14 protein-coding genes are annotated in these 12,587 nt (G+C 45.6%); 8 read left to right on the top strand and 6 right to left on the bottom strand.

Features of this window, described 5'->3' with window-relative positions; translation table 11 throughout:
* Positions 1-86: 86 nt before the first annotated feature.
* Positions 87-1,352 (top strand): YbiU family protein, encoded by a 1,266-nt coding sequence (locus C8D85_RS01055; RefSeq protein ID WP_133559508.1) that lies wholly within the window; start codon positions 87-89, stop codon positions 1,350-1,352.
* 52 nt (positions 1,353-1,404) lie between these two features.
* Here the strand turns inward: C8D85_RS01055 and C8D85_RS01060 are convergent, their stop codons facing one another.
* On the bottom strand, positions 1,405-1,857 hold the full coding sequence (locus C8D85_RS01060) for a GNAT family N-acetyltransferase (protein ID WP_133559509.1): 453 nt from the start codon (positions 1,855-1,857) through the stop codon (positions 1,405-1,407).
* Positions 1,858-2,083: 226 nt separating this feature from the next.
* On the opposite strand from C8D85_RS01060, the gene C8D85_RS01065 reads away from it, so the two are divergent.
* Positions 2,084-2,854 (top strand): sulfite exporter TauE/SafE family protein, encoded by a 771-nt coding sequence (locus C8D85_RS01065; protein WP_133559510.1) that lies wholly within the window; start codon positions 2,084-2,086, stop codon positions 2,852-2,854.
* Here C8D85_RS01065 and C8D85_RS01070 read toward each other — a convergent pair.
* Positions 2,851-3,726 carry a GntR family transcriptional regulator gene (locus C8D85_RS01070; RefSeq protein WP_133559511.1) on the bottom strand — a complete coding sequence of 292 codons (876 nt, stop codon included), beginning with the start codon at positions 3,724-3,726 and terminating at the stop codon, positions 2,851-2,853. The genes C8D85_RS01065 and C8D85_RS01070 overlap by 4 nt on opposite strands.
* Before the next feature lie 316 nt (positions 3,727-4,042).
* Between C8D85_RS01070 and C8D85_RS01075 the strand changes: the two genes are divergently transcribed.
* The 3 genes from C8D85_RS01075 to C8D85_RS01085 all read left to right on the top strand — a co-directional run bounded on the left by C8D85_RS01075 (position 4,043) and on the right by C8D85_RS01085 (position 6,664).
* A complete protein-coding gene (locus C8D85_RS01075) occupies positions 4,043-4,975 on the top strand; it encodes a nucleoside recognition domain-containing protein (RefSeq protein ID WP_133559512.1) in 933 nt (310 codons plus the stop codon).
* 135 nt (positions 4,976-5,110) lie between these two features.
* A complete protein-coding gene (locus tag C8D85_RS01080) occupies positions 5,111-5,620 on the top strand; it encodes an SRPBCC family protein (protein ID WP_133559513.1) in 510 nt (169 codons plus the stop codon).
* A gap of 111 nt (positions 5,621-5,731) precedes the next feature.
* Positions 5,732-6,664: a LysR family transcriptional regulator gene (locus C8D85_RS01085; protein ID WP_133559514.1), complete on the top strand. Its 933-nt coding sequence runs from the start codon at positions 5,732-5,734 to the stop codon at positions 6,662-6,664.
* On the opposite strand, the gene C8D85_RS01090 is transcribed toward C8D85_RS01085, so the two are convergent.
* The 3 genes from C8D85_RS01090 to C8D85_RS01100 form a co-directional block, all read right to left on the bottom strand.
* The gene (locus C8D85_RS01090; RefSeq protein ID WP_133559515.1) at positions 6,606-7,493 is read right to left on the bottom strand and encodes an alpha/beta hydrolase family protein; all 888 of its coding nucleotides are present in this window, start codon (positions 7,491-7,493) and stop codon (positions 6,606-6,608) included. The genes C8D85_RS01085 and C8D85_RS01090 overlap by 59 nt on opposite strands.
* A 113-nt stretch (positions 7,494-7,606) precedes the next feature.
* Entirely contained in the window at positions 7,607-8,194 is a 588-nt protein-coding gene (locus C8D85_RS01095; RefSeq protein ID WP_133559516.1) for a TetR/AcrR family transcriptional regulator, read from the bottom strand.
* 74 nt (positions 8,195-8,268) lie between these two features.
* Positions 8,269-8,886, bottom strand: a complete 618-nt coding sequence (locus C8D85_RS01100) for a LysE/ArgO family amino acid transporter (protein ID WP_133559517.1) — start codon at positions 8,884-8,886, stop codon at positions 8,269-8,271.
* Positions 8,887-9,003: 117 nt separating this feature from the next.
* Here C8D85_RS01100 and C8D85_RS01105 point away from each other — a divergent pair, with 117 nt between their 5' ends.
* Complete coding sequence (locus C8D85_RS01105; protein ID WP_133559518.1) at positions 9,004-9,906, top strand: LysR family transcriptional regulator ArgP; 903 nt, start codon at positions 9,004-9,006, stop codon at positions 9,904-9,906.
* Between the two features lie 16 nt (positions 9,907-9,922).
* Here the strand turns inward: C8D85_RS01105 and C8D85_RS01110 are convergent, their stop codons facing one another.
* Complete coding sequence (locus tag C8D85_RS01110) at positions 9,923-10,798, bottom strand: LysR family transcriptional regulator (protein WP_133559519.1); 876 nt, start codon at positions 10,796-10,798, stop codon at positions 9,923-9,925.
* Between the two features lie 128 nt (positions 10,799-10,926).
* On the opposite strand from C8D85_RS01110, the gene C8D85_RS01115 reads away from it, so the two are divergent.
* Together C8D85_RS01115 and dinB are read left to right on the top strand one after the other, a co-directional pair.
* A complete protein-coding gene (locus C8D85_RS01115) occupies positions 10,927-11,352 on the top strand; it encodes a VOC family protein (RefSeq protein WP_133559520.1) in 426 nt (141 codons plus the stop codon).
* Between the two features lie 148 nt (positions 11,353-11,500).
* Positions 11,501-12,586: a DNA polymerase IV gene (gene dinB / locus C8D85_RS01120; protein ID WP_133559521.1), complete on the top strand. Its 1,086-nt coding sequence runs from the start codon at positions 11,501-11,503 to the stop codon at positions 12,584-12,586.
* Position 12,587: the final 1 nt, after the last annotated feature.

Genomic DNA, 12,587 nt, shown 5'->3' on the forward strand with positions numbered 1-12,587 from the left:
CAATAAATGACTTTACAAGATGGTGCTCTGAGATTAATCTGAATTAAAAAGTTAGGAAACTTTACTTATTTAATTTAGAGGTCACAATGACAACAACAAAACACCTTTCAAAACACACCCTGCCAGAGGATGTTTCTCAGGCCATTATTGAAATGAAAACACAGTGGCGTGCATCGATCGGTGATGTCCCTGCATTGATGGCGCAGATTGTTTCGGAGTTAGAAAAAGACATACAAGACATCGAAGCCACCCAAAAAGCGGGCAAAAGCGCCTGGCCTGAAGTGTCTTATCATGACATCGCCAATGGGGGTGTCTCAGCTGACACAATGGCGTTGATTAAGCGCCGTGGCTGTGTGGTGGTCAGAGAACACTTTCCTTCAGAGCAAGCAAAGCAATGGGATAGAGAGCTGGTGGAATATGTGGAACGCAACGACTTTGACAACCAGTACCGCGGCCCAGGTGATGACTTCTTTGGTACGTTAAGCGCTTCTCGACCTGAAATTTTTCCTATTTATTGGTCAAAACCCCAGATGGAAGCGCGCCAAAGTGAGCGCATGCATCATGTGCAGTGCTTTCTCAACAGCTTTTGGAAAGTAGAGTCCGAAGGCAAGCAGTGGTTTGATCCGAACATCAATTATATTTATCCCGATCGTGTGCGCCGACGCCCACCGGGTACCACTTCAAATGGCTTAGGCCCGCATACGGACTCAGGTGCCTTGGAGCGTTGGTTATTGCCCGCCTACCAGAAAGTCTTTCGCCATATCTTGAGTGGTGATTTTCATCGATACGATCCTTGGGATGCCGCTTATCGTCCTGATGTGGATGAGTACGTGGGAGGCACCACCAAATGTTCGGCGTTTAGAACCTTCCAAGGTTGGACGGCACTGTGTGATATAAAACGTGATCAAGGGGTATTGTTCACGATTCCTTTGCCAGCGGCCATGGCTTATCTCTTGATTCGCCCTTTGCTTGATGATGTCGCTAACGAAGCGTTGTGTGGTGTGTCGCCTCGTAAAGTCCTGCCGATTGATGAGCAATGGCACAGCTTGTTATTAAGGGCCAAAGCCTTGATCCCAGATCTTAACGCAGGGGATTCCGTGTGGTGGCACTGTGATTTGATTCATGGTGTGAACCCCGTTGAAAATCAGCAAGGTTGGGGCAATGTGATGTACATTCCGGCGGCACCTGGGTGTGAGAAAAATCGCCAGTATGCCAAACAGTGTGCTGAGGATTTCAAAGCTGGTCGTTCGCCGGATGATTTCCCAGAAGAGCATTATGAAGCCTCGTGGCAGGATCGCTTTCAATGGCAGGACTTGTCTTCACTAGGTCGTAAAGCGTTTGCCGAAAGGTAAACGCTAATTTAGTGAGAAACTATGACGTGAGGCTTGAGGAAAAGAAGCGACTTTATCGTTCTAATTTCATATCAATATGCGGAATCCCATCTTCTATGTACATAGTCGATGTCGGAACAAAGCCATGTTTTTGATAGAAGGTAGATAGGTATTCTTGAGCGCCGATTTCTATTGGCTCATTAGGCCAAAGTGCCTCACATGAATTCAGAGCTTGCTGTATGAGTTGGTGGCCAGTACCACTGCCACGGTGGCTTTCTGCGATAGCCACACGGCCTATGCTTACCGATGGGTAGCTAATACCTTTCGGTAGTAGGCGGGCGCAAGCCACCAGATGGTCGCCGTCATAGCCTAATAAATGGTTTACCGCATGCATATGGTCTTTGTCATCGAGCTCTTGATAAAGACACTCTTGCTCTATCACAAACACGTCCATTCTGAGTTTTAGCAGTTGATAAAGCTGCATGGTCGTTAACTGGGAAAACGATTTGAGTTGCCAAGTAATCATTCAATAGTTGCCTTGCGAATTGTCCCATTTCTACTGGGATGAAATGACTTTACTGCAAAGCATCTTAACTTATCCATCGTAGATCATGCTACGAAGGTTCCTGTTTTGCTCTGCACGTATCATTATTTTGAATAGTGCTTATCCAATCTCGAATATTGTTCTTTATATAAATAAAAATCAATAATAATGCTTTCTAGGACGATTACCTCATGTTGGAGAAAAAAGCGTGGTAGACCTATGGCAATCATTACTTCCTGAAGCCCTCAGTTCATTTGATTTCATTTTGTTAATCATCGTCAGCATTTTTACATCCGCGATCACCGCGGCGTTTGGTGTTGGCGGTGGCGCAACGTTATTGGCGCTAATGGCGAATATCTTGCCCGCTAACGCGGTGATCCCTGTTCATGGAGTGGTTCAGTTAGGCTCAAATACTGGACGTTTGCTGACGATGCGCAAGTTTATACATTGGCGTATGACCTTGTGGTTTATCGGGGGTTGTGCAGTGGGGAGTTTGATCGGCGGCCAAATTGCTGTGTCCATCCCTAAAAACTGGCTACAAGTGATCTTAGGTAGCTTTATCTTAGTGATGTGTTGGGAGCCTTTTAAAATTAAAGCGATCCGAGATCGATCCAGCTTCTTGTTAGGTAGCGTCACATCTTTCTTGGCGATGTTTGTCGGAGTGACAGGCATTTTTGTGATTTCAACTCTTAAACATATCATCGAAGACCGCCGTGAATTAATCGGCACCATGGCGGCCATGATGATGTTTCAACACCTGAGTAAGTGCGTGGTGTTTTTCGTACTAGGTTTTTCCTTTAGTGATTGGGGCTGGCTGATTGTTTTGATGATTGCCTCAGGATTTATCGGCACATTACTTGGTCGCAACCTATTGAATAGAATGTCCAATCAGGGCTTTGGCACCGCGATCAAGATACTGATTACCGTTTTGGCGCTGAGATTACTGTATACAGGCATTACCGCAACAATAAATGGCTAACGGCTTGGTGCTTTGGTTGAGCGAGCGCGCTCAATATGTTGTTTAAGCAGTGTTGAGGCTAAGCTCATTTCATTCGCTTGGATCGCATAGAGAATATCTAAGTGTTCGTTAGATTGGATGTTACGCGACATGGCGGTTTCTATTTGTCGGTATTCCACAAGACGTCTCAACTGGTTTAGGCGTTGGATGGCCTGCAGTGTAAAACGATTGTTAGCCCAGCTGATGATCGTTTCGTGAAAACGGATATTGGCGTCATAAAGTTCTTTAGCGCTGAGTTTTTCAAAACCATGGTTTTGGATGAATTGTTGCTCTTCGATTAAGCTTGCCAACTCGTTTGGGTCAGGTTGGAAGGATTCAGCCAGAAGTGCAGCGGGTTCGTTGAGTAAACGAAACTCATAGCTTTCACGGTAAGCGGTTTCGTCATTAACCACTTCGATAAACTGCCAGCCATGGCCTTCATTTCGTACGACCCAGCCTTCTTGCAGGATTTTTGACAAACACTTCAGCAGCAGGGCTCGAGAGGTATCAAAGCGACGCATCATTTCCGATTCGCTTAATTCTCCCAATGGATCAGCAAAATGATTGTCGCAAATACTTTGATAGAGCTTTTCTAGACCCGACTCGGGTAGCGTCTCAAGTTGCTCGTCGAGCGCATCGTAATGACAAGCAAGCAGATAGCCTTTGTTTTTGTCGTAATGAACCACATCGTCTTTCACCAACACATCTAATGCAGCTAACACGGGGGTACGAGACACGCCAAACTGTTTAGCGATCTGAGATGTCACTAATTTATGCCCAGCTTCCAATCGCTCCACACGGATCCACTGGAGTAATTCCCGTAGAATTTTTTGCTGTAAATGATTGTGCTTCAAGATAGTTCCTAACAACAGACATGCATAAGTGGGTGTATTTATAACATAGGATATCGCTGATGGTGATGCTCACTTGGTCTTATAAAACTACTGTTTTTGATGCGAGTTATTTTCATGGGTTTTGATAACAATAGGTTATGAGACAAAACGATAGATTAAATAAATTCAAGATAATCAGTAAGTTAAGATAAGTGATTTGATTCTTCTCGATAAAACCTCGAAAGCTATGACTCAGTTAGTCGGATTGGGTGAGTTGTATTTTGGATACGTAAAGTGTAAACAAAACGTTTGCCTCTAGCTTGATAAGAAGAACAGAATGGACTTTATCGAAAACATCCAAAACTCCGGCAGGCTTGCCATTGACCTTGTTTTATATTTGATGCTTCCCATTACCGTCGTGATGGGGGGACTTATGAAGGTGATCGAAAACAAAAGGATATTGGCTTGGTTATCCGTCAAACTGTCCGCTGTTACTCATACTTTTGGGGCATCTGGCTTGAGTGTGATCGCCTCCACCAAAATGCTATTTGTGAGCTCTGTTGCGCCTTTTCCAACGTTGGCAAAAATTGATTTGATGGAGCAAGATCAGCGCAAGTTGGCTGCGTCCATGGCTTTAGTCCTGACTTTAACCCAAGGCAACATTTCCTTTCCGATGATTGCTTACGGCGTCAATATTTGGGTGCTATTGGCCTCTTCAATTATCGGTGGCGTCCTCGCTTCGGCTTTTACCTACTATGTTTTAATGCGTAATCAATCCGCCTACGCAAACGGCACAGAAGCCATCGAAGAAGGCCCTAAGGTTAAAAAAACCATCGTGCAATCTCTGTCTGATGGGGGCATGGAAGGTATGAAAATCGCCATCAACATGATCCCAATGTTGATCATCACGATTTTTATTCTAACCATTCTAAAAGATTTGCATGTTATCGACGTGCTAACTAAGTGGCTGGAGCCGATCTTTAGTTCGCTAGGTTTGCCAGGTGCTGCGGTACTGCCAATTATTACTAAATACATCGCTGGCGGAACGGCCTATTTAGGGGTGATTATTGATCAGGTGGAGCAGGGCACACTGACAGCAAGGGATCTGAATATTATTGTCGGTTTGGCCAGTAACCCTGTGGATTTAGTGGGTTTAGCATTATTTTCAGCCATCGGTCCTCGTATCGGTAAAATCTTCCGTTATGCGCTGATGGGGGCGTTGTTTGGGCTGTTGGTTCGAGCTGTGATCCACATCGTTTGGTTTATCTAACGTTTCAAGGTTTCTTAGATATAAGATTTTATGATAGGCCTGATTTTACTTGGTGATTGGTCTTATAACTGAGTATCCATCATGATGGCCTCATCGAAACGCACCGTATGGGACGGTGCTAGATGAGGATTTAACATGAGCGATATTATTTGGCCGAAAGGCTTTGTACCAGGTTTTACAGACAACTACTGTTCAAATGAGGTGATTGTGGCGGGATTGAGTGCAGCAGAAGTATGGCCATTGCTAGCTCAACCAGAGCAATGGCCGAGCTATTACGAAAATTCAGCAAATCCTCGCTTTTATGACGATAAAGGACCTGAACTTTCTAAGGGCGTGCGTTTTTACTTCGAGACATTTGGTTTTCCTGTGGAATCTCAGTGTGTTGAATACATCGCACCGATCGAAGGCGAAGCAGGGCGAGTGGCTTGGCATGGTTGGGCTGGCGAAGGTGAGACTCGTTTGGATGTGCACCACGCATGGTTGGTCGAAGATTTATCGGGTGGCCGTGTACGCATTCTGACTCAAGAAACTCAAGTCGGTGAGCCTGCCAAAGAGCTTGCGAAGACGGTTCCTAATCCCATGATTAATGGTCATCAGGCTTGGTTAGATGGCTTGGTTGCGGCGGCAAAAGCCCGTAAAGGCTAGGTTTATATTGCTATAAGCATTGCAAAGGCTGTACTTATCTTGAGTACGGCCTTTTTTATTGGCCTTAAATTATGGCTTAATCTCATTATCTTAACGCTTCACGACAAGACGATGGCGAACTTAAAACATCTAGATCTGAATTTATTAAGAGTTTTTGACATTCTGATGGACGAGCGCAATGTGTCTCGTGCGGCAGAGCGTTTGTCGGTTAGTCAGCCTGCTGTGAGTGGTATGTTGACTCGGTTGAGAGATAGCTTGGACGATCCACTCTTTATTCGTGGTCAACATGGCATGATTCCTACGGAGCGCGCCTTGGAGCTTGCCGATCCCATCAAAAAAGTATTGCAAGACATAGATCAGATCGTCACACCTGTTGAGTTCATTCCACAAGAAGCACATTTCACAGTGACCATCGCAGCAACGGATTACGCTTTACAAGTCATACTGACGCCCTTCCTAAAACAGCTATCGCTGCAGGCACCGCACATCAAGGTCGATGTGCGAATGATTCAAGACAGCACCGTCCAAGAACAAATGGAACGAGGCTTGATCGACTTCGCTTTGATGACACCTAATACGGCACCACCAATGCTTCGTGCCAAAACATTGTTCCAAGAAGACTATGTTTGCGTAGTACGTCAAGAACACCCAACAGTGCAGGGTGATGCGATGGATTTAGACACCTTTTGCCGGCTTGATCATGCGCTAGTGTCTTATAGTGGTGGGGCATTTTCTGGGGCGACGGATCAGGCTCTCAAAACGCTAAACCGACAGCGAAATGTAATGGTATCAATGCCTAGCTTTCTGTCCTTGGCAGAACTGATTCGAAGCACTGACTTTTGCGCAGTGGTCCCGAAAAGGCTGGCAGAAGGCCAGCCCTTGTTGAAACAAGTGGCATTGCCATTTCAAGTGGAAGGTTTTACCAAAGTACTGGTTTGGCATGAACGTACCCATCATCAAGCGGCTTTTAAGTGGCTCAGAGCGCTTATTTATGACACCTGTCAATTGTTGGATATTGCCCCTTTAGCTGCTCAAACCAAGTGAGTGCGTCGTCCCACATCGGGGAGGCGTGTTCTCTAAAGTATCCCATATGACCGACTTTGCCTTGGTAATTTTTGGGGTCTAAGTCTTCTCGCTCAATGGTTGCATTCGTATAGGCTTGTAGAAAAGCATCCCTCGATGCAGGCATGGCCCATAAATCATCGAGCGCATTGACAGCATAGATCGGCGTTGTAACCGCAGCATAACTTTGTTCAATCCCTTGCATAGCTGGGTCGTCGAAAAAGTAACGGGGAAATTGGCACCAATGACGCCACTGACGAAATACATCGAGAGGTAGGTCTTCCCCGAGCCCTAACATCTTCCAAGGACAATAACCTTTCCAAAGAGTGAGTGCTGGTAGCAACGTTCGCCACATAATTTGAACTTTGAGTCGCTCTAACTTTGGCATGTATCCATGCCAGCCAGCGCTGGTACCAAACACATAGAAGCCGTTGATTAAGTCATGATTTGGCAATAAACCAAGAGCGTGTCCGCCATATGAGTGTCCGACTAAAAACAAAGGGACATCTTCTGAATGCATATACGATACGGCCGCTGCCAGATCTTTTTGCCCCCAGTCGAGCAAACTCATTCGAAATCCCTTTAACTGCTCTGGGCGTGACAGGCCAATGCCACGGTAGTCAAAAGTTAACGTCTCATAACCTTGATCAGCGCAATATTGAGCGAAGCGTCGATAGAAACCTTGTGGAACTGCGGTGGCCCCCGCGACAATCAACTTCGCTTTAACGGGCTTTTTGGCAGGAAATATAAAACCTTGGAGCGTGTAACTATCCTCTGTTATGAGGCTAATAGATTGATTTGTTGCCGACATAGGTCCCTCGTTTCGTTGCTAAATTGAACGGTTATAACGACTGTTATAGAAATGTAGCCTATAACGACTGTTATAAAAAGAGGGTGTGACAAATTTTTATGATAAGAAATGACTTAATGCTGGGATATGGCTTGGCGCATTAGCTCGTCTAACAGCTGTTCGATTTCATCTAATGGTTGCAAGCTACGGTGGGCGCGGCATAAGGCGACAGAGCCTTCAACCGAGGCAACGGCCAGTGTTGCAATACTATTCGCTTGAGCTTTTTCAGCCCCATGTTTGATGAGCGACTCAGCGAGTAGAGAGCGCCATTTGGAAAAGACTTCTGAGGCAGCTTCTAAAGTAGCTAAACCGACTTCGTCTGTTGGCTCTTCTGTTGCCACAGCAAGAACCGGACAGCCTGCTTGGAAATGACTTTGCTTTACTCTTGAACGCCAAAGATCCAGAAAACTGTGTAATCCTGCAATTGGTCCAGCTTCTAGTGCTTGTTGAAGTAAATGCGCGACATTATCACCAGCATATTGAATCGCCTCAACCGCCACTTGCTGTTTACCACCGGGAAAGTAGTGATAGGTAGAGCCTAAAGGCACCTTCGCGTACTTAGCGAGTTCACGAATACTGGTCGCATCAAGTCCTCGGCGGCTGATCATATCCGCAGCGGAGGAGACTAAACGTTGGCGTGTTTCTGGCTTATTGTTGCTCATTGGCGAGTCTCTAAAACAAACTGATTAAAGCCTACCAAATGACAACATATTTGTCTGAGCCTTTTTAAGTTTGTTTATAACGGCCCCATCAGCATCAAAGAACTTAGTGTCAGCATAAACACTGCGATGATGGCGTCCAGTACACGCCACGCATTTGGGTTGTTAAATACGGGGATTAGAAGTTGTGATCCATAGCCTAGAGACATAAACCAAGCCACGCTGGCTAGGCAGGCACCGATGCCAAATGCCAGTTGCCCCAGTCCTGGATAATGGGTGGAAATACTGCCCAGTAAAACCATGGTATCAAGGTACACATGGGGGTTTAGGAAGGTAAACGCCAAGCAGGTTAGCACCGCTTTTTTCAAAGAATTATGGTTGGCCGCGTCGTCGGCATTGAGAGCACCGGCACCCGACCAAGCACGCTTAGCGGCTTGTAAACCATAAAACGCAAGGAATGCAGCCCCACCAAATTGCAGCACTTGCATCAGTTCAGGCCACTCTTTAACCAGTAAACCAATGCCTGCTACGCCCAGTGTGATCAGTAAAATATCGCTTAGGGAAGTAATCGCGACAATGATGCCAATGTGGTTGCGCATCAAGCCTTGCCTAAGAACAAAAGCGTTTTGAGAGCCGATGGCGATGATAAGTCCCGCGCCTGTAGTAAAACCTGCAATTAAAGCTGTCAGTAACATTTGATAATCCAGTGAATGGTTAGAGATTGAATGGGCCCATGATCTGAGAAAACTGAAAGTTAGTAAAATTAATAATTCTATGTATAGTTAAGAAAAACTTATCTGAAGGCTATTCTCATGAGCTTAATACATCCCCAACTAGCGGCGTTCGCAGCAGTGATTGAAGAAGCGAGTTTTGATGGGGCGGCGCAACGTTTATCAGTGACGCCATCGGCCATTTCACAACGTGTCAAAGCATTAGAAGACCGTTTAGGGCAGGTGCTCATCGTTCGACAATTACCGTGTCGGCCGACAGAAGCAGGGGAGAAATTACTGCGAAAAGTGAAGCCCATGCTGGCATTAGAAGCGGAAGCCTACGAAGACTTTGAGCTTGAACAGCCCAACGCAGTGAATCGACGACTGGCCATCGCAGTCAATGATGATTCGTTAGAAACTTGGGTATTACCAGCACTGGCCACCTTAAATCAGGAGTTTGGTTACTTATTTGATGTCATCGTAGATGATCAAGACCACTCACTCAGCTTATTGCGAAATGGCAGTGCAGTAGGCGCTGTAACATCCGAAACCAAAGCAATTCAAGGATGCGATATCCATGCACTAGGCACCATGCGTTATCACGCCATTGCATCCCCTGAATTTAAGCAGCGCTTCTTTTCCGAAGGCTTAAACCTTGAGAGTTTAACCAAGGCGCCAATGTTGGTGTTTAGCCGTAAAGATGAGCTACAAAATCGCTTTATTCATCAGGTAGTGGGGCATGATTTGTACCCACCAACGCACTACATCCCCACCTCAACAGGCTTTGTTGAAGCCGCTTCGCTGCATCTTGGTTGGTGTATGGTGCCTGAATGTATGATTCAGCAGGCGCTAGCCGATGGCAAAGTAGTTTTGATCCATCCAAGTGTCACGATTGATGTGCCACTGTACTGGCAACATGCTTCTATCCGTTCAACCACACTTCAAAACCTAACCAAAGTCTTTGTAAATCAAGCTCAGGCGAAATTGGCATTTGTAGAACCCTAATGACAGAAGAAAGGCGTTAGTCTAAGTCTTGATAATAATCTTCAATTGTTTGTATTAGCTCTGCGATGGCGGTGTTGTGCTGTTGGCTCCTTGGGTAAACTAAGCCGACTTCCCGAAAAAAGGTTTGTTTGCCAAGGGGCAATTCGGTGATGGAGGATTGCCAAGGTGAAAAATCAAACGCTTTTGGGATTAAGGCCACGCCAGCCCCCGCAGCGACTAATCCAATCAAGGCTTCAAGTTCATCGGCTTCACACTTCTCATCTACATCAACCGCCGCACGTTGAAGAAATCGGTCGACTTGTCGTCCACCGAATGAGGTTCGGTCGTAACGAATAAAAGGTTTGGTGATGAGTGCTTCACGCCAGTCTAGGCAATCCCAATCCTTAGGGGTGACACAAACATAAGGCTCACTGACCAAAGGACGCCAGATCAAATCCGCATGCAATGGAAAGGGTGGCATGATAGTCACAGCCAAGCTTAGCTCGCTGCTGTCCACTTGATCCACAAGATTGATCGAAACCCCTGGCAGGATCTTAATGCGCACATTGGGTTGCGATTGAAAGTATTGCTGTAAAATATGCGGCAGCGCATGCCTTTGCGCAGAGGAGATGGCGCCGATTTTTAAGGTTAACGCGTTAACAGTCGTTTCAGTGGAAGTACCTAAACTGTTATAGCGATCGATGATGTCTTTGGCTTGATCGAGAATCTGGCGACCGGTGCTATTCAACTCAGCACTACGTCCGACCTTATCAAACAGTTTTAATCCAAGCTCTTGTTCTAGTCGCTGCATCTGAGCGCTGACCGCAGCTTGAGTTAGGCCAATTTTATTACCAGCGGCAGCGAAAGTGCCTTCTTTTGCCACGACAAGAAGCGTTTTCAATTCTCGAATCATTCATAAAATTCCTTTATGTTTCTGTAAAAAATATATTGATTTTTTTACTGCATTTCCAGCATTAGAATGAATTCACAACAAAATAAAACGTTGTTTTAACGTTAGCTAGCCAACAAAAGGAAGCCAAAATGAGCCTACAACCATTTCACCTAGCCATCCCTGTTTACGATGTACCTTTAGCCCGCGCTTTTTACCGTGATGTCTTTGGTCTTGAGGAAGGGCGTTCAGCGGAAGCTTGGGTCGATTTTAACTTTTTCGGCCATCAGCTAGTGATTCATAGCCATCCAAAAACACCTTCTCAAGAAAATGCCACGACCAACCCAGTGGATGGTCACGATGTGCCAGTCCCGCATTTTGGTGTCGTATTGGAATGGCAACAATGGGAAGATTTAGCCGAGCGCTTAAAATCATTCGATACCCAATTCGTCATCGAGCCTTACATCCGCTTTAAAGGCCAAGTTGGCGAACAGGCGACTATGTTCTTGCTCGATCCATGTGGCAACGCGTTAGAATTCAAAGCCTTTAAAGATATGGGTCAACTGTTTGCTAAGTAGTGGTTAGTTGATAAATAAAACGCACCTTGAGTGGTCTCAATGTGCGTTTTTTTGTTTTTAGGGGGCTAAGGTAGAGTCAAAAGTTCTGCTGGACAGCCCACGATGAGATATGTCTTAATACTGTTTATTTAAACAGTATCGTGTTTCCATGCAGAATCCTTCTAACTACCAAAAAAAGATTATCCATATTGATATGGATGCCTTCTTTGCGTCGGTAGAAATGCGTGATTTCCCTCAGTATCGCCATATTCCGTTGGCAGTTGGGGGGAATGAAAAGCAGCGTGGGGTTATTAGTACTTGCAACTACGAAGCACGTAAATACGGTGTTCGTTCGGCTATGTCGACGGCGATTGCGAAGAAGCTGTGTCCACATTTAACGGTGATTCCGGGTAGGATGCAGGTTTACAAAGATACCTCAGCTAAAATTCGGGCGATCTTTGCTCGCTATACGGATTTGATCGAGCCGTTATCTTTGGACGAAGCTTATTTAGATGTCACACACTGCCAGCAACATCATGGTTCAGCGACCCTTATTGCTGAGGCCATACGAGATGAGATCCGAACAGAATTAAATCTAACAGCCTCAGCGGGCGTCGCCCCGATCAAGTTCTTGGCCAAAATTGCCTCTGATATGAATAAACCTGATGGGCAATTTGTGATTACGCCTAATCAAGTGCAATCTGTGATTGACCAGTTGCCACTTGGCAAAATCCCAGGTGTCGGTAAAGTCAGCCTTGAGAAGCTTAATCATGCTGGGTTTTATGTCTGTTCCGATATTCGTAATGCCGATTACTTAGCGCTCGTAAGGCGCTTTGGGCGATTAGGTGATTCTCTTTGGAATAGAAGTCATGGGATTGATCCGCGAGAAGTCACACCCCATCGTCAACGCAAATCTGTTGGTGTTGAAAGAACCTTTGCCACCAATATATCAAGTTATGATGAGTGTTGGCAGGTGATCGAGCAGCGCTTATACCCTGAGTTACAGCAGCGCCTTGGACGTCATACTAAAGATAAAAGCATCACTAAGCAGGGTATTAAAGTTAAGTTTGCGGATTTCCAGCTTACAACTATTGAGCATGTTCACCAGAAGTTGGATCTTGATTACTTCAGAGATTTATTAGAGCAGGTTCTAAAACGCCAGAATGGACGTGAAATCCGCCTATTAGGCTTAAGTGTCATGCTAAAATCCGAAGAAGAAGCTCGACAGCTTCACTTGGATTTTGCTGAGTCATGAT

This window comes from Marinomonas communis, from assembly GCF_004363305.1.
Taxonomy (GTDB): Bacteria; Pseudomonadota; Gammaproteobacteria; order Pseudomonadales; family Marinomonadaceae; genus Marinomonas; species Marinomonas communis.